Raw genomic sequence first — 17,446 nt, forward strand, 5'->3', positions numbered from 1 at the left:
AAAATAATAAAACGATAATTCATCTGGTTCATAGAATATGCAAAGAATCGCTATAACTATATTCAAAATTATTCTTGGTTTTGTTATTGCTTATGTTGCACTAAATCTAATGCCTTTATGGAAATCATTTACTTTTATTTTGTATTTCATTGCTTTGATATCATGTGCTTATAGTGGATCAATAATGACATTGTTTTTGAATGAAATATCTTTTGAAAATAAAAAGTACGCAGTTATTGTGAGCATATTACTATTGATTAACACCCTCGCACTATTTTTGCTATTAAACGTCTATACAGAGCCATTAGAGCAACTGGCGAATTTCGATTTAGCATTATCAATCATTGCGATCATATTTATGTTGATTGTCTTTATTTTTAACATTCCTTTATTTTTTTATTTAATCAAAGAGTTGATTCTCTACAGTTTAACCCAAGCTAAGAAAGATAAATAAAAGTATGGTTGTATCAGTGCAAATATAAAATGAATGCTATAGGTTCAGTAAAAAACTTTTATCCTGCGTAGATTGCTATAAAAGCAATCATAATTACTGATCAATTGTGTGCTATATTTTTCAAAATTTTTAATTTAAGTGAAAATAAAAATGAAATTTTCTTTTTTTGATTTAAGTGGTAGCAAAATTAAAGGTGAATGCATTCTAGTCGAACCATCGCCATTAGCAAAAGGTGGTGCTTTGCATGACCTTGTTGCAAATGATACAGCCTTAGAAGCTGCACTTGGTGAATTTACCTTTTATGAAATGATTGATCCAGATCAAATTGAACTATGGACAAAGTTTGCCGTAGATCAAGAGAATAATGTCATGCAAAGTGATAAGTTACCTAACTTTGTGCAAATTGGGCGCGATTGGAAATTATTGGATTAACGAGCGGTGAAGTCAAATGAGGCTATTGTGATCAAGATAGCATTTAATAATGACGCATCGGGCGCAAAGTGGTGATCCATCCAATTTTATATAAAAAGATGAATACGATGATGATCGCAAGTCCGATAAAAAAGTCTTTTTTATTCTTATCCATAGCTTTTTATTTAAAGTAGTTAAAATGATGCTTATTAATAAGTGTTTTGAATACGTGCACTATTATCCTCCAATTTTACAAATTTTCAATTTCAATATTGCTGTAATAAAGTTGAATAGTGTTACCGCATCTTGCTAAGAAAATGATTACTGACTATATTAAAACTACAGTAGGTCATTAACCATATGAGGCTACTATTATAGTTGGACAGATCAATGACAGCTTATTGAGTTTATAGCTCCAGTCTAAACAAGAAATAAGCACTAGCTTTCCAACCTAAAGAGCTCGCAGAAATGCGAGCTTTTTCAATTTTGAAATCTAATGAAATAATTTTGAAGTCCCACTATTACAAAAGTAATGCACTGTAATTTATTAATTTTTATTATGATTTTGATACAAACTTACCAAGTCTTAACATTGCCATAATATCTAACATCTTCCTATGAAAACTTATATTCATGTCATGCTATAAAAACTCAGGATTAAAAAAAAGAGGGAAGAGCAATGAATCAGATGATCACCGTAAAAGTCAAAGATCAATATAGCAATGAGGTCAATGCTATGGCGTGGCTTAATAATTTGCATGAACAGGAGCATGCACAAGGTTTAGCATTGTTTAAAAAAATTGATCATATTATTGTTGAAGGTGAAAAGATTTTACCCAGTATCGAGTTGTTGTTTGAAAGCCGTGAAAGTGACAGCATTTATCGTGTTATTGAGCAAGTCAATTAGTAGGTTATTATGAATAAGCGAATTGGCTAAAATTGTATGAATCAGAAGAGTTGGATTTGGCTTTAATCCAACTCTTTTTACGTTTAGAAATATTTATAGAACTCAAACTGGTGATTGTTGTTGGTAGTTAGAAGCGATTTTTCCAAAGTTTTCGGGCAGTGAGCATTGCTTCTTCATAACTATTTACAACACCCATGGTATATAGCGCGATTCCCATTGTTTCAGGTACCGCGATTTCACCATATTCATGGTTTTGCGTACCTTCCCAAACAGCTTTGAATACAGCTAAATCAAGTTCTTCTTCTATAGGGCTGCGATTATCCGTCAGTTTTGGCAGTTCATGTTCATACAATTCGCCATTTTTAATCCCACAGATCAATGTCTTCGCATCCGGATTACGTTCAAATTCTCCACCTTCACCTTTGATCACCGCACTATTTTTATAGCCCAGTTGAAAAGCCGCCTGTTGGTGCGAACTACGATAAGCAGGGTGGAAAATTGCTTGCATGGTTGCTTTGGCATTAAATGGATTGATTAAGCGCGCGAGTGTATGAATAGGCGAACGTAATCCCATGACATTACGAAGATTAATTAAATCCTCTAAGACGGGTGAAATAACACTTAAAGGTAAATACGCAAAATTATGTTGAGCAAGTTGTTGTTTTACGTCAGTTTCATTTTGGCAAATGGGGAAGCCTAAATATTCTAAAACTTGTTCGGTATAAACACGATTCATGGTGTGACCAGAAGCGCCATGCATCACGATTTTATAACCGTGTTTGGCTAAGGTTAGTGCAGCCAATAAAAACCACGGATAATGTTTACGTTTACCTGCATAAGATGACCAGTCTAGATCCACATCCAGAGTTTGAAAATTCAATTGGTCTTTGGTCGCTTGGACAAAGCCTGTGAGTTCATTTACTGATTCTTCTTTGACACGGAGGAGCATGAGAAATGCGCCGAGTTGAACATCTAAGACTTCATCTTTCAAGATCATCGAAAAAGCTTGGTATGCTTCATCATAAGTAAGTGATCGTGCACCATTTTTTCCTTTTCCCACGATTCGGACAAATTGGGCAAAAGGGTGTTCAAAATCTTTATAGAGATTACGTTTTGTGTTCATTTTTGATAGGCGAAGATGAGAAAAAACTGTCCTCTACACTATGCCACAAATGCTAAAAATGACATAGGTATAGCAGGTATTAGACTAAGGTCTAAGCATAAATTGAATAATTATTAAGCAATTTTAACATTTGAGTTGAGATTGATGAGTAAAAATTAATTAAAATGTCATACGAATTGTGTTTTATTTTTCATCTCCTGTGCTGCGTTTATTCTTATTGGCTTATCGCGTAATAGAGAATAGATCTTAAACATCGTTATTTGTTGTCCTTCCTTTAGAAAGCTGAGGTTTTCTAAACGGGCTTTTATTTTTTAAAAATACGGTTTTCTAGATTCTTTTTAATTGAATTAAAAGGGGGTTTAGAGATGGACAACATTTAGGTGGCATTAACATTGAATATTTCTTCACAAAGAAATAGAGAAAGAATTAATTATCATGGCTAAGAAACCTCTATATAAGTCACTTTATTTTCAAGTGATTATTGCCATTATTTTAGGTGTAATCGTGGGACATTATTTCCCAACGACCACGCACTTAATCAATGGTGTTGAGAAAACTGTTCCTGGTTTAGGTGAGCAACTTAAACCCTTAGGTGATGCTTTTATTAAGCTCATCAAAATGATTATTGCTCCTGTGATTTTCTGTACTGTTGTCAGTGGTATTGCTGGTATGGAAAGCATGAAATCAGTCGGTAAAACGGGTGGTATTGCGCTTTTATATTTTGAAATTGTGTCAACAATTGCACTGATTATCGGTTTGGTGGTAATCAATGTTGCTAAACCTGGTGTGGGAATGAATATTGATCCTGCGACTTTGGATACATCTGGTATTTCAAAGTATGTAGAATCAGGTGCTGCGCAATCGACAGTTGAATTCTTCTTACATATTATTCCAAATACAGTCGTTGGAGCTTTTGCAGAAGGTGAAATTCTGCAAGTGCTTTTATTTGCATTGTTATTTGGTTTTGCATTACACAAGTTAGGTGATGCTGGTAAGCCTGTATTGAAGTTTATTGATCAGATTGCACATGTATTCTTTAACATTGTAAATATGATCATGAAACTTGCGCCAATCGGTGCGTTTGGTGCAATGGCATTTACCATTGGTAAATATGGTATCGGCAGTCTTGCTCAACTTGGACAATTGATTGTTTGTTTCTATATTACCTGTTTGCTATTCATTTTCATCATTCTAGGTACGATCAGCCGTATCTGTGGTTTCAGTATTTTAAAAATGATCCGCATGATTCGTGAAGAGTTATTGATTGTATTGGGGACTTCTTCTTCAGAATCTGTGTTACCACGTATGTTGAAAAAGCTTGAAATTGCAGGTTGTGAAAAGTCTGTGGTTGGTCTAGTCATTCCGACCGGTTATTCATTTAACCTTGATGGTACATCTATTTATTTAACGATGGCTGCGATCTTTATTGCGCAAGCAACCAATACACATTTAGATATTTGGCATGAAATTACATTGCTAGCAGTGTTATTGATTTCTTCTAAAGGTGCTGCGGGTGTAACAGGTTCTGGCTTTATTGTGATGGCTGCGACTTTGTCAGCAGTAGGTCATATTCCAGTTGCAGGTTTGGCGTTGATTCTGGGTATTGACCGTTTCATGTCTGAAGCGCGCGCATTAACGAATTTGGTGGGGAACTCATTGGCAACGATTGTTGTTGCAAAATGGGTAGGCAAATTGGATACAGCTAAACTGAATGAAGCGTTGAACAATCCTGAAGAAGTGGATCGTAAAATGCTTGAAGAATCAAAAGAAGCACATGCTTAATTTATTCTTGATTTAAAGATTCAAAAATGGAAGCTTCGGCTTCCATTTTTTGTTTCGATTTTATAATTTAAAATATCGAATCGCATTACCTCGTTCAATTAAAGCGTGTTGCAAGTGCTGAACTTGCTTATTATTGGCTTGTTGGTTTTCCAATTGTTGTTGGAGCTTCAAAGCAATCAATTCCTTTGCAAGACGCTTATTGGCATGTTGGCTACGTTCAGACATGACTTTGACACTAATTCCTGAAGCAACATGTGTCGCATGAATGGCAGAATCAGTGGTATTAACATGTTGCCCGCCTGCACCTGAAGCACGGCATGCTTGGAAGATAATGCTGTCATCAGTCGGGAGTTGTTGTGGTACTTCCATGAGTGAAACACCGACAAACCAATTTTTACGTTTATGATTTGGTCGAATTTTACTTTGAAATGTCCATTGGATCGTACCGAGCCAATTATTCAGCCAATTTTTTGCATCATCATTCACATTTAAAAGTATAGAAGAATAACCATACTTGGTTTCATTGCTTTCTATAATTTCTAAATCTATTTTCTGGTTTTTTGCTTCTTTTTGCATTTCTTGCAAAGTGTATTTTACAGCGAGTTCACATTCTGCGGGTCCAAGCGCAGCACTAATTTGGACGATAGACAATATTGGTATTCCTTTGAATTAATATAGATAAAAATATTTAATTTAAAAAGTAGATGGATAAATTGTTAATGCGCTCATTTGTGAGTCATTGATTTACTTTTTTTACAGATATAATTATAAGAAAATATCTGAGTGAAAAACAATCAAAATAAGTCAAGAATCAGCTTTAATTGAGAAATTATAAAAATTGTTTAATAAAATTCATGTTCATCTGAAGAATACTATTCGAGAATTTTTTCAAAATATGGCAGAATATGCGGTTTTAAAGATTTCAGAGGATTGGCAGCATGCGCTTTGTTGATGAAGCAGTCATTACCGTAGAGGCTGGCGACGGTGGCAATGGCGTAGCCAGTTTTCGCCGTGAAAAATTCGTACCATTTGGTGGTCCAGATGGTGGTGATGGTGGTCGTGGTGGTAGCGTATATATTCAAGCTGACGACAATACCAGTACCTTAGTAGATTACCGTTATACCCGTAAATTTCGCGCTGAACGTGGTAAAAATGGTGCTGGCGCAAACTGTGCTGGACGTGGTGGTGAATCCGTTACTCTATATGTTCCAGTCGGAACGACAATTGTAGATACCGAGTCTGGCGATATTATTGGTGACTTAATTGAAAATGGTCAAAAGGTACTTGTTGCAGGCGGTGGTGATGGTGGTTTAGGAAATACCCATTTCAAATCATCAACTAACCGTTCACCGCGTAAGTGTACTCACGGTTTTAAAGGTGAATTCCGTGAAATTCGTTTAGAACTTAAGGTTCTTGCGGATGTAGGCTTATTGGGTATGCCAAATGCGGGTAAATCAACATTTATCCGTGCGGTATCGGCTGCAAAACCAAAAGTTGCAGATTATCCATTTACCACCATGGTTCCTAACCTTGGTGTGGTCGATGCTGACCGTCATCGTTCATTCGTGATGGCAGATATTCCTGGTTTGATCGAAGGTGCAGCGGAAGGTGCAGGTTTAGGGATTCGTTTCCTTAAGCATTTGGCACGTACACGTATTCTCCTACATATTGTCGATGTACAACCGATTGATGGTTCAGATCCTGCATATAATGCGAAAGCAATTTTGGAAGAATTGAAAAAGTTCTCACCAACTTTGGCAAAATTACCTGTAGTACTTGTACTCAACAAATTGGATCAATTGCCTGAGTCTGAACGTGAAGAATGGTGCAACCATATTCTTGAAGAATTACAATGGGATGGTCCAGTATTTAAAACTTCAGGCTTAATGTCTGAGGGTACAAAAGAAGTTGTGTATTACCTCATGGATCAAATCGAGCAACAACGTGAGTTGGAAGCAGAAGATCCAGAGTATGCTGCAAAAGTGAAAGCATTCCGTGATCAGCTTGAAGCTGAAACACGTGAACAAACAATTGCCGCAAAAGAAGCTTATCGTGAAATGCGTCGTCAACAACGTCTGGCTGGTCTATTGGCAGATGATGATGAGGACGATGATGGTGACGATGGCGAAATGGAAGTGTATTACGTACGTTAATCAAGCGTACAACTGAGGACAAGATGATAGAAGTGGTAGATGGGCAACGTCAGCTCAAGGCTTTAAAACGTATCGTTGTTAAAATCGGATCATCTTTACTCACAGCAAATGGGCAAGGTTTAGATTTGGATGCAATTTCGCACTGGGCGAAACAAATTGCAGATCTACACAATGCAGGGCATGAGATTATTCTCGTGTCTTCAGGCGCTGTGGCTGAAGGTATGGTTCGTATGAAGCTTGAGAATCGACCCACCGATCTACCCAGTCTACAAGCTTGTGCTGCCATTGGGCAAATGGGCTTGATTCAAACTTGGTCTAGTGTTTTAGAAAATCATGCCATTCAAACTGCACAAGTTTTATTAACCCATGATGATTTAGCAGATCGTCGTCGTTATTTAAATTCTTGTGACGCATTGCAAAATTTGATTGATTGGCGGGTGATCCCTGTGATCAATGAAAATGACACAGTCTCTACCGATGAAATTCGTTTTGGTGATAATGACACGCTTGCTGCGATGGTTGCAGGTCAGGTGCATGCCGACTTATTGATTATTCTTACAGATCAACAAGGTATGTTTGATTCAGACCCTCGTTCAAATCCAAATGCCAAATTGTTTGATACGGTTCGTGCAATGGATGAATCGCTGTTTGATATGGCTGGCGGTGGTGGTAAGTTTGGTCGTGGTGGGATGTTGACCAAAGTACGTGCTGCCCGTTTAGCTGCGAAGTCTGGTTGTCCTACACTCATTGCCAGTGGTGAAAGTGATAATGTTCTTGCTCGCTTAATGGCGGGTGAATTACTCGGTACTTTATTCATCACTGATGATGATCGTGTAACTGCACATCAACAATGGTTGGCGGCACACTTACAAACCGCAGGACGTTTGGTAATTGATGATGGTGCTGTGAAAGCGATTAAAGAAAACCACCGTAGTTTATTGCCTGTGGGTGTAAAAGCGGTTGAAGGACATTTCGAGCGTGGTGATGTGGTGGAATGTGTCGATACACAAGGTCATCGTGTTGCTGTTGGGCGAGTTAATTTCAGTTCTCGATCTGCTGAAATCGTCAAAGGTTTAGCCTCTGATAAAGTGCATCAAGTCTTAGGTGAAGCACGTTCTTTGGAAATGATTCACCGCAATCACATGTCTATTTATTAAGTTAAAATTGGCATAATGATTTGTTTTAAATAATAAAATGATAGAAAGCATTTTTATTATTTTAAATCTTTGAAATATTGATATGGGCATATCTGCGTAGGGTAGTGCCCATTTTCAAATCCCATTCCTGATCCTCCTTGGATTGTCCTATCTTGTAAATGATTGATAAAATTTTGAAGACTAATAATTTTCCATTCTAGAAAATTTCGATCTTTTTGATTGTCGATTCTTTTTACAACATAGCTTACGGCTAAACCTGTAGCTGTGCTGAGATCTGTTAAGTCCTTAATTCGGCTTATATCCATACCAAAGCCTTGAGGGTGCATTTTACTTAAATCTTTTTCCTTAACTTCGATGAGCGTATAGCTTTGTGTATCAGGTTTATAGGCAATTGCATCAATATCACTTGGGATGCCATGCACTCTTGAATAGCCAATGTAGCCATCAAAAATGAGTCGCTGAACATATAGATCTAGTAAATATTCAAATTCAAAACTTACTAATTTTTCTTGCCAGAGATTCACAATTGATTGTGAAATTTGTTGAGGTTGAATTGTATTTACTCTGCTCGGGAAATGATTTAAAAAAGTTTCTAAGCTTGTTTTATGGAAATGATGTGTCGTGGGATCGTATTGAAATACGTTTATTTTAGGTGTTTTCAGGCTTTCATTGAAAAGAATTTGTTCTGAAATATGCCATTGATCAAAAGGGATATTTTTATCCCACTGTATAAAATATAAATGTTCACAGGGTAATTTTGAGAGTGAATCATAGATTTTTATGTAGCGATCAGGATGATCCGAACTCACTGTAAAATAGATCGGATTGATTATCGAACGTGTTTTGGGTAGTTTGGGAATGAAATAACCACCTGTGAAAAAGTTTGAAATATCTCGATTTTGACTTACCCATTCATGGAAATTGAGTTCACCGACAAAACCTTTAAAACGGCTGATATATTGCTTTTCACCCAATACATTTTTTGATAGGACAGTATGTAAGGCTTTGAGTAGATTATTTTTGGAATGATTCATTTTTAGTATTTGAAATAGAATTATATTTTTATTTATAGCAAACTATTTTATTTCAATCGAGTTAATCCCCAGCTTGAATTAAAAATTAAGCGGAGATTTGTTTCGGGTATTAAATGTTTATTTAAGATATTAGTTTATGTAATTGAAAAAATTATAATTAAGCTAATTTTCGAGCACTATTTAATCTTGGTAAATTCTGATCTTCTCCTACCATATATTTAAAATCAGCTAGGCTCAGCATTTCATTGTCTTCTATGCTATTACCATAAGCATAAATATTTTCATATTGATCAAGCTCATATTTTTCTAAAATACGGATGCGTTTTTGTTCAGAGCTACAGTCTGGCGTGGAATAGTCACCTGTAAAAATACCATTAATGATTTCTGTTTCAGTACAAATCAGGTCGATTTTTAAAATTTGACACATCACTTCAAGATAAATATCGACTGAAGCTGAAACCAAAACGACATCATCACCTTGATTCTGATGGTCGATCAGTCGTTGATATAGTGATTGATCGAGTTGTTCGATTAAGCGAGAGCAATAATCTTCTACAAGATCTAAAATTTCAGCGGCATTTGCATTTTTAAACATGGATTTAAATAATTTAATTCGCATCGCATGAGCAGGGTAGATATTTAAATAATACGCCTGAATCCACGGCAGTATTTTAATACCCTGTTTAACGATATGGCGTTTTGACAAAGCGTAAAAGATGAACCCTGTGAAACTGTCTTTTTTACACAAGGTACCATCAAAATCAAATAAGGCTAGGTTTTTATACGTTTTGCTCGTTGCATGCATGTTTCATATCGTCCGTTTACGCGGCTTGCATACCAGTTTGTATTATAATCGCGACTTAATTTAGGGCCAGAAATCACCACTTCAGGCATAATAGCATAGATTGGCTCTTTACCTGTTTTGGATTGATAGAGCTTAGACACCGCGATATATGTTTGTGTTTTTTCGAAACTGTCTTCTTTTTCTTGTTTTAAATCATTGCGTAGCTGACGAGGTGTGACCAATACATTATTTTTTGAAAATAAAGTAGTGAGCGCCTTTTCAGTTGTGGTCATCGCAGGGCGTGGGTCACCATTTTTATCATAAGATAAGAGGTCACCATCAAGATCTAAATCGATATCAGATACTTTCTCGATCATTTTCTGGAAAGCAGCATTACGACTTGAGTACATCCCTGAATTATAATCAGCAAAACGATAAATTGGCTTATCATACTTTGCTGGATACATCATCAAACGATGGATACCATAGTAAAGTCCACCAAACTCAGTATATAAGTCATCACGTAATTCATTGGTACTCATACTAGTACGCTTATGATCTTTGGCGTAATTGATGTGTACTTGCATCGAACCTAAAGTGGTAATCGGGTTTAATTTTTCAGCAAAATCTTGACCAACAAATTTGGCAGCACCAGTTAATGCACTGATATGATAATGTTTAGTCATATAGTCAAATATTTCACGATAAAGAACGTCAAGCTCTTTCTCATTTTTTACTCGACTCATTTGCTTTAAGTAGTTGTCTTCAGGTGTGGGTTGGTTTTTTAACACATCCTGAAAATAACCTGCAATTGGACCACCGATGGTTGTTCCTAATTTCGCTTCAAATTTTTCTTGCAGACGTGAGCTTACTTCTTTTACTGCTTTCGCCCCTAATCCTGGGACATTGGGATTGGCAATAAAGTTAGATTCCTGATCTACTACCGCGATAATTGAACAAATATTTTCTTTAGTTTTTGGAATTTTTAATTCTTCAGATATATCAAAAATATCTTGTGCCCATGATTTACGATCATTGACACGACTAGGGATAAGCTTACGAATTTGATCACTTTCTAAAGTCGGTTCATCATCATGTGACCACCAAGAACCATTACCACAAGCAGTTAAACCTATAGCAAGTGACACTAAACAGAGTGAACGGAGAAGGTTTTTTTGTTGACCAATTTTTTTCATACTGATGAAAACACACCTAGAAATGGATGAGCTCAGTGAGCTGATGCAGTATACTATGACTAACTTAAAATGTATGAATATATATGTATATCGGTCAGTATCAACTGTCAAATAATTTAATTGTCGCACCGATGGCAGGTGGGTTCGATATAAGATAATTATATATTTATATCAATATCTTATGTTTTTTTGTAGGCTCCATAAGAGTCTTTGCTGATAATAATCATAGATCCTTTACCTAGACAGGTAATTTAAATTGAACGTACAACAATTGATTAATTTCTTAAAGACTGAATTAGCTACGTATACGGATTAAAACCTTGGGGCTGAGGGAGCAAACATATCTAATTTGTATGGTATCTTCTTTTGCAATCCTAGTATCAGATTAATGAGAAATTAAAGCATCTACTTTATTTTACAATACATCGTTGTGCAATCTCAGCAATGTTTTGATGATCAAGATTTACATGCTCCCATTTCTGCATTTGTCCTATCATCCATTCAAAATCTGAGGCTTTGGGTGTAACCTCCTGCGGTACAAAATGCTGAATAATATGTTGAATTTTATGAAATTCAGGCACATGAACTGACTCAGAACAATCAAAACGAATAATGTTATAGTCAACGAGTATTTTCCACACTTCATTAATATTAATCGCAGAATCAATTGTAGACATCTGTTGCAAATCCTGTTGTGCCCTCATGATCGCTGTGCAAAGTGCATTGAGCGTTGCAGGATATTGTATTGCCCAATCTTGTGTGACCGCTAAAACTTTATCAGCAACTTCTGGAATAATCGCTTTACTTTCAGCAATGACATGACTGTAACCTTGAATTTCAGCCTGAATATTCCAAGGCTCTCCAACACAAAAACCATCAATCGTATGTTTGGCAATGCTTTCAACCATATAAGGCGGTGGAAAAGTCAGTAATTTTGCTGACTGTGCAATGTGTTGATCTGCCAAAGCCAACCATTCTCTTAAACAATAATGATGAATTGAATGTTTAAAAACATGTGCAAGATGAATAGTTTGCTGTTGTTGTATTGCCTGTGCAATTTTTTCAGCAGATTGTTTTGGGCTATCTTGTGTTGAAATATTTAAATCAAAGCATAATTTTTGACTGATACTGATAAATGCACGATTGACACTTAATACCAACGGCGTTTGCAAGGGAATGCCAATGTGATCTGAACCCATCATGGCTGCTGGCAGCATTGCCGATAAACAATGCGCTGCATCCAAAAAACCAAAAGCCAAACGATCACGCAAACTTGCCCAAGAGGCTTCCTTGACCAAAATCACATTTAAGCCCTGTTCAGCAAAATAACCCTGATGCTGTGCCCATAACAGTGCAATACAGTCCAAAAGTGGGACATAGCCCAACTGAATATCTGTTTTTTCTAAATGATTCATTCTGCATCCTTTATTTGACCTTGTAGCAGTGCTTGCGCATCAATAAGTCTGCGTGCCATTTCACCAATGGTCATACGATGGCTCATGGCATTTTTTCGTAGCAACTGAAAGGATTGTTCTTCATTAAGCTGATGTAATTTCATGAGTAAAACTTTTGCTTTTTCAATGTCTTTACGGTCAGCGAGTTTGGTTTTGGTATCTTTTAAATCAGCTTCAAGCTTTTTATGCTTTTTATATTGTTGAATGGAAATCTGCAAAATACTATCGAGTTTGTTTGGATCAATCCCATCGACTATATACGCCGTGACCCCTGCATCTATGGCATTTTTAATGGTGTCTTGATGACTGTTTTTGGTAAAAAGAACGGTCGGTAAATCAAACTGACTGACACAACTTTCGATGACATCCCGTTGCGGGTGATCCATGTCCAATAAAATCACATCTGCTTGTATTTGTTGTAAATAAAAAATATTTAGTTGGTCCGTGATCAGACAGGCAACCACATCAAACTGATGTTCGATCAATGTTTTTTTGATGAATTCTGCGCGTTCAGAATCATCATCAATCAAGGCTATTTTAAGTTTTGGCATGATGAATCAGGAAAAGCCTGAGGGTAATACAAGCCATAGCAATTATTATGCCATTGCAAAAATGAATGATATGGCAAATCAAGTAAAGGTTTCTCAAACAATTTGTTCGTTCATCCAGATGCTTATGCACTTGAATGATGCAAAATGCGCAAATTCATTGCATTACCAGCGTGGGCGAGATTATTTGTAATGACTTTACTTCATCAATTTATGTGTATTTTATTTTTACTAATTTATTTTCTTATTGTTCAGTAAGTAAAAACAATGGTTTGTGGTTAATTTTGAATATTGGCATAGTCATTGCTATATCTCCTATGAGTCAACGATGACTCTTAAAATTTGTAAGACGGCCAACGACGTCCGCTCTGATCGATCTGAAAAGCATTATTTATTTTATTTGCTTTTTGGAAAACCCAATACGTTCAGTTCAGGTAGGAGATGGCGATGTCTTCAAATTTAGATACGAAAAAAGCCACAAAAATCAGTCTTTTTAATTTCAGCAGTGCAGCCATGCGTGCTTTCCACATGAGTTGGCTCGCATTTTTTGTCTGTTTCTTTGCATGGTTTGCCTGTGCACCTCTGATGCCTGTAATCGCAGGTGAATTTCACCTTACGAAAGATCAAATCGCCAATATTAATATTGCTGCCGTTGCGATCACGATTCTTGTACGTCTGATTGTTGGCCCACTCTGTGATAAATACGGCCCACGTAAAACCTATACCGCATTACTGATCATCGGCAGTATCCCTGTTTTTGGTGTGGCTTCAGCAAATAGCTATGAATCCTTTTTGTTCTTTCGCTTATTGATCGGTGCGATTGGCGCAAGCTTTGTCATCACGCAATACCATACAAGCATTATGTTTGCACCAAATGTAGTCGGGACTGCCAATGCCACCACAGCAGGTTGGGGCAATGCGGGTGGTGGTGCTACACAAGCGTTAATGCCTTTGATGCTCAGTGCATTGGTGATGTTCGGTGTAGAGCAAACGATGGGTTGGAGAATTGCACTGATCGTTCCCGGTGTATTGATGCTGATTGTTGGAGCGATGTATTGGAAATTTACCCAAGACTGTCCACAAGGTGATTTTAAAGAACTACGTACGCAAGGCATCCAAGTGGGAAGCGATAAAAAAGGTGGGATTGCCATTCTCAAACATGCAGCAAAAAATTACCGTGTTTGGATTTTATTTGGTGCGTATGCAGCTTGTTTTGGCATCGAAATCTTTATTCATAACATTGTCGCAATGTATTACGTAGATCATTTCCACTTTGGCTTAAAAGAAGCAGGGATGGCAGCAGGCATTTTCGGTTTATTGGCACTGTTTGCTCGAGCTTTGGGTGGCATTGTTTCTGACAAAGTTGCGACTCAAAAAGGTTTAGATGGTCGCACCAAAGTGTTATTCGCAATGATCTTGATGGAAGGTTTATTCCTGATTGTATTCTCACAAATGAATACAGCAATCCTTGCGATTCTTGCCATGACAGTATTCGCACTCTTTACGCATATGGCATGTGGTGCGACTTATGCGCTCGTTCCATTTATTGACCGTGATGCTTTGGGTGGTGTAGCAGGCATTATTGGTGCAGGAGGAAATGTTGGTGCAGTGGCAGCAGGTTTCCTACTCAAAGGGATGTTAGACATTCAAACGACCTTGATGGTACTCGGTGGTTTAGTGGTAATCGCTGCAAGTTGTGTGCTGATGATTCGCTTCTCAGTGGAACATAAAGAAAAAGAACAAAAATTGTTTGAAGAAGCGCTATTGGAGCGTAGTCGGATGGAACAAGCTTCCGCAACCATGAAACAAAATAGTGCAGCTTAATAGATAAATAACGATAAAAATTGAGGAGAATTGAGATGAAATTAGTGATGATTGGTCATGGCATGGTGGGTCACAAATTCATTGAATCTGTGTTGGAACATGCAAGTGATGACGTAGAAATTACCATTTTGGCAGAAGAGCCACGTTTGGCGTATGACCGTGTACATTTAACTGAGTATTTCACAGGTAAATCAGCAAAAGATTTAACCCTTTGCCGTTCAGATTTTGCGGATGCTTATGGCATTGATTTACGTCTAAGCACCAAAGCTACGGCGATTGATACCGCTAATAAAACCGTGACCACCAATCATGGTGATGTAATTAGCTATGACAAACTTGTTCTTGCCACAGGTTCTTATGCATTTGTTCCACCTATTCAAGGCAATGATCGTGAAAATTGTTTTGTTTACCGTACTATAGACGATTTAGATGCAATTCGTGCTGCAAGTTTAAATGCAAAATCAGGTGTGGTGATTGGCGGAGGTTTACTTGGCTTAGAAGCTGCCAAAGCCTTACGTGATTTAGACCTAGAGACGCATGTTGTCGAGTTTGCACCACGTTTAATGGCGGTGCAAATTGATGATTTGGGCGGTAAAGTTTTACGTTCTAAGATCGAAAATTTAGGGGTGAAAGTTCATACCCAAAAAGCCACATCATCTATTGAAAATGGTGTAAATGCCATGCATGTGATGAAATTTGGCGATGGTTCTGAACTTGAAACGGATATTGTTTTATTTTCCGCAGGAATTCGTCCACGTGATGAATTGGCACGGATCAGTGGTTTAGCCATTGGTGAGCGCGGCGGTATTGTCATTAATGATTATTGTCAAACCTCTGATGCTGATATTTATGCAATCGGTGAATGTGCGCTGTGGCAAAATAAAATTTACGGTTTAGTTGCACCTGGTTATGACATGGCGCGTATTGCTGCAAAACATGTCATGGCGCAAAGCTGTACTGAGTTTGCAGGTGCAGACATGAGTACCAAGTTAAAACTGATGGGGGTAGATGTAGCCTCTGTGGGTGATGCACATGCGATGACACCAAATTCACTTAGCTATTTTTATGCTGATGAAGAATCCATGACCTATAAAAAAATCGTGGTGAATGCTGAAAAAACCAAACTGCTTGGTGCAGTTTTAGTGGGTTGCGCCAAAGAATATAATGACTTGTTGCAAATGATGCTGAACGGATTGGCATTGCCTGAAAATCCTGAAAGTTTAATCATGCCGGGTTATGCACAATCTTCAGCAAAATCAGGCGGTAGTGGTGTTGATCTACTGCCTGATAGTGCAACCATCTGTTCATGTAATAATGTCTCTAAAGCGGATATTTGTAGTGCGATTGCGGATGGTTCGACTTCTTTAGGTGCACTAAAAAAATGTACCAAAGCAGCAACGGCTTGTGGTGGTTGTGCGCCATTGGTCACTCAAGTTCTAAAATCTGAGTTACAACGTCAAGGTGTGACCGTCAATAATCATCTCTGTGAGCATTTTGCTTACTCACGTCAAGAGCTATATCACTTGGTACGGGTCAATGAAATCAATACTTTTGATGATTTGATTCAACAACATGGGCATGGTTTGGGTTGTGATATTTGTAAACCAACGGCAGCCAATATTCTCGCCTCTTGTTGGAATGATTTTGTCCTTAAATCGAGCCATGCAGGTTTGCAAGACAGTAATGACTATTATCTAGGCAATATCCAAAAAGATGGTTCTTATTCTGTTGTGCCACGTATGGCAGGCGGTGAAGTCACTCCCGATGGCTTAATTGCGATCGGTCAGATTGCCAAAGAATATGGTTTATATACCAAACTCACAGGTGGACAACGGGTCGATATGTTTGGTGCGCAAGTGCATCAACTACCTGAAATTTGGCAAAAACTGATTGATGCAGGTTTTGAATCGGGTCATGCCTACGGTAAATCTTTACGTACCGTGAAATCCTGTGTGGGTAGTACGTGGTGTCGTTATGGGGTAGATGATTCTGTGGGTTTAGCCATTTTCCTAGAAAATCGTTATAAAGGTCTACGTTCTCCGCATAAATTAAAAATGGCAGTTTCAGGCTGTACCCGTGAATGTGCCGAAGCGCAAAGTAAAGATGTGGGTGTGATTGCAACTGAAAAAGGTTGGAACTTATACGTGTGCGGTAATGGTGGGATGAAACCACGCCATGCGGAACTTTTAGCCTCTGATTTGGATACGCAAACCTTAATCAAATATATCGACCGTTTCTTTATGTTCTATATCCAAACGGCGGATCGTTTACAACGGACTTCGGTATGGCGTGACAATATGGAAGGTGGTTTAGATTACCTCAAAGATGTTGTTATTCACGATTCTTTAGGTTTAGCGGATGAACTCGAACGCCGTATGAGCCATGTCGTCGGCACTTATCAAGATGAATGGCGTACTGCAATTGAAGACCCTGAAGTGCGTAAACGCTTTGTGACCTTCGTCAATGCCAAAGCAGAACAACAGCAAGATCCACACATCCAATTTGCAGAAGTGCGTGGACAAATTCGTCCAAAAACTGATGCAGAACGTGATGTAACTCGTATTCCTGTGGTTGAAGCTTAATTTATAAAAGTAAAAACTTTTATTTAGTTTTAAAGCC

Annotated in this window: 15 protein-coding genes; 8 read left to right on the plus strand and 7 right to left on the minus strand. The window is 37.6% G+C overall.

From position 1 onward, the window contains the following. The first annotated feature begins 37 nt into the window (after positions 1–37). From BEN71_RS06615 to BEN71_RS06625, 3 genes are all read left to right on the plus strand, one after another. Positions 38–454, plus strand: a complete 417-nt coding sequence (locus BEN71_RS06615; protein WP_068973957.1) for a hypothetical protein — start codon at positions 38–40, stop codon at positions 452–454. 150 nt (positions 455–604) lie between these two features. Continuing rightward, on the plus strand, positions 605–886 hold the full coding sequence (locus BEN71_RS06620; protein WP_068973958.1) for a hypothetical protein: 282 nt from the start codon (positions 605–607) through the stop codon (positions 884–886). 658 nt (positions 887–1,544) lie between these two features. After that, positions 1,545–1,772 carry a hypothetical protein gene (locus tag BEN71_RS06625; RefSeq protein ID WP_068973959.1) on the plus strand — a complete coding sequence of 76 codons (228 nt, stop codon included), beginning with the start codon at positions 1,545–1,547 and terminating at the stop codon, positions 1,770–1,772. 127 nt (positions 1,773–1,899) lie between these two features. Here the strand turns inward: BEN71_RS06625 and BEN71_RS06630 are convergent, their stop codons facing one another. Then, positions 1,900–2,895, minus strand: coding sequence for a glycosyl transferase family protein (locus tag BEN71_RS06630; RefSeq protein WP_068973960.1), 996 nt, complete (start codon positions 2,893–2,895; stop codon positions 1,900–1,902). A 435-nt stretch (positions 2,896–3,330) separates the two neighbouring features. Between BEN71_RS06630 and BEN71_RS06635 the strand changes: the two genes are divergently transcribed. After that, positions 3,331–4,677: a dicarboxylate/amino acid:cation symporter gene (locus BEN71_RS06635; protein ID WP_068973961.1), complete on the plus strand. Its 1,347-nt coding sequence runs from the start codon at positions 3,331–3,333 to the stop codon at positions 4,675–4,677. A gap of 60 nt (positions 4,678–4,737) precedes the next feature. On the opposite strand, the gene prfH is transcribed toward BEN71_RS06635, so the two are convergent. Then, entirely contained in the window at positions 4,738–5,328 is a 591-nt protein-coding gene (gene prfH / locus BEN71_RS06640) for a peptide chain release factor H (RefSeq protein WP_068973962.1), read from the minus strand. A 287-nt stretch (positions 5,329–5,615) separates the two neighbouring features. Here prfH and cgtA point away from each other — a divergent pair, with 287 nt between their 5' ends. Together cgtA and proB are read left to right on the plus strand one after the other, a co-directional pair. Next, positions 5,616–6,830, plus strand: a complete 1,215-nt coding sequence (cgtA, locus tag BEN71_RS06645) for an Obg family GTPase CgtA (protein ID WP_068973963.1) — start codon at positions 5,616–5,618, stop codon at positions 6,828–6,830. A 23-nt stretch (positions 6,831–6,853) separates the two neighbouring features. Further along, entirely contained in the window at positions 6,854–7,987 is a 1,134-nt protein-coding gene (gene proB / locus BEN71_RS06650) for a glutamate 5-kinase (protein ID WP_068973964.1), read from the plus strand. Between the two features lie 56 nt (positions 7,988–8,043). Here proB and BEN71_RS06655 read toward each other — a convergent pair whose 3' ends face one another. The 5 genes from BEN71_RS06655 to BEN71_RS06675 form a co-directional block, all read right to left on the minus strand. Continuing rightward, positions 8,044–9,021: a hypothetical protein gene (locus BEN71_RS06655; RefSeq protein WP_068973965.1), complete on the minus strand. Its 978-nt coding sequence runs from the start codon at positions 9,019–9,021 to the stop codon at positions 8,044–8,046. A 157-nt stretch (positions 9,022–9,178) separates the two neighbouring features. Next, entirely contained in the window at positions 9,179–9,826 is a 648-nt protein-coding gene (locus tag BEN71_RS06660; RefSeq protein WP_068973966.1) for an HAD-IB family hydrolase, read from the minus strand. Continuing rightward, positions 9,793–11,001, minus strand: a complete 1,209-nt coding sequence (locus BEN71_RS06665) for a DUF1615 family protein (protein ID WP_068973967.1) — start codon at positions 10,999–11,001, stop codon at positions 9,793–9,795. The genes BEN71_RS06660 and BEN71_RS06665 overlap by 34 nt, the downstream gene beginning before the upstream one ends. Positions 11,002–11,411: 410 nt before the next feature. Continuing rightward, positions 11,412–12,416, minus strand: coding sequence for an ABC transporter substrate-binding protein (locus tag BEN71_RS06670; RefSeq protein ID WP_068973968.1), 1,005 nt, complete (start codon positions 12,414–12,416; stop codon positions 11,412–11,414). After that, positions 12,413–13,006 (minus strand): ANTAR domain-containing response regulator, encoded by a 594-nt coding sequence (locus BEN71_RS06675; protein WP_068973969.1) that lies wholly within the window; start codon positions 13,004–13,006, stop codon positions 12,413–12,415. Before BEN71_RS06675 ends, BEN71_RS06670 begins: the two co-directional genes overlap by 4 nt. 438 nt (positions 13,007–13,444) lie before the next feature. Here BEN71_RS06675 and BEN71_RS06685 point away from each other — a divergent pair, with 438 nt between their 5' ends. Beyond that, a complete protein-coding gene (locus tag BEN71_RS06685; protein WP_171404990.1) occupies positions 13,445–14,827 on the plus strand; it encodes an MFS transporter in 1,383 nt (460 codons plus the stop codon). 35 nt (positions 14,828–14,862) lie between these two features. Continuing rightward, positions 14,863–17,409 carry a nitrite reductase large subunit NirB gene (nirB, locus tag BEN71_RS06690; protein WP_068973972.1) on the plus strand — a complete coding sequence of 849 codons (2,547 nt, stop codon included), beginning with the start codon at positions 14,863–14,865 and terminating at the stop codon, positions 17,407–17,409. Positions 17,410–17,446 lie beyond the last annotated feature (37 nt).

Origin of the sequence: Acinetobacter wuhouensis, assembly GCF_001696605.3 — a bacterium.
Lineage (GTDB): Bacteria > Pseudomonadota > Gammaproteobacteria > Pseudomonadales > Moraxellaceae > Acinetobacter > Acinetobacter wuhouensis.

What these genes read in the sequence shown, in the direction of transcription:
- BEN71_RS06635 (WP_068973961.1), top strand. Translation starts at nt 3,331, where the DNA reads ATGGCTAAGAAACCTCTATATAAGTCACTTTATTTTCAAGTGATTATT.
- BEN71_RS06670 (WP_068973968.1), bottom strand. Translation starts at nt 12,416, where the DNA reads ATGAATCATTTAGAAAAAACAGATATTCAGTTGGGCTATGTCCCACTT.
- BEN71_RS06685 (WP_171404990.1), top strand. Translation starts at nt 13,445, where the DNA reads ATGGCGATGTCTTCAAATTTAGATACGAAAAAAGCCACAAAAATCAGT.
- cgtA (WP_068973963.1), top strand. Translation starts at nt 5,616, where the DNA reads ATGCGCTTTGTTGATGAAGCAGTCATTACCGTAGAGGCTGGCGACGGT.
- BEN71_RS06655 (WP_068973965.1), bottom strand. Translation starts at nt 9,021, where the DNA reads ATGAATCATTCCAAAAATAATCTACTCAAAGCCTTACATACTGTCCTA.
- BEN71_RS06660 (WP_068973966.1), bottom strand. Translation starts at nt 9,826, where the DNA reads ATGCATGCAACGAGCAAAACGTATAAAAACCTAGCCTTATTTGATTTT.
- proB (WP_068973964.1), top strand. Translation starts at nt 6,854, where the DNA reads ATGATAGAAGTGGTAGATGGGCAACGTCAGCTCAAGGCTTTAAAACGT.
- BEN71_RS06620 (WP_068973958.1), top strand. Translation starts at nt 605, where the DNA reads ATGAAATTTTCTTTTTTTGATTTAAGTGGTAGCAAAATTAAAGGTGAA.
- nirB (WP_068973972.1), top strand. Translation starts at nt 14,863, where the DNA reads ATGAAATTAGTGATGATTGGTCATGGCATGGTGGGTCACAAATTCATT.
- BEN71_RS06630 (WP_068973960.1), bottom strand. Translation starts at nt 2,895, where the DNA reads ATGAACACAAAACGTAATCTCTATAAAGATTTTGAACACCCTTTTGCC.
- BEN71_RS06615 (WP_068973957.1), top strand. Translation starts at nt 38, where the DNA reads ATGCAAAGAATCGCTATAACTATATTCAAAATTATTCTTGGTTTTGTT.
- BEN71_RS06665 (WP_068973967.1), bottom strand. Translation starts at nt 11,001, where the DNA reads ATGAAAAAAATTGGTCAACAAAAAAACCTTCTCCGTTCACTCTGTTTA.
- BEN71_RS06675 (WP_068973969.1), bottom strand. Translation starts at nt 13,006, where the DNA reads ATGCCAAAACTTAAAATAGCCTTGATTGATGATGATTCTGAACGCGCA.
- BEN71_RS06625 (WP_068973959.1), top strand. Translation starts at nt 1,545, where the DNA reads ATGAATCAGATGATCACCGTAAAAGTCAAAGATCAATATAGCAATGAG.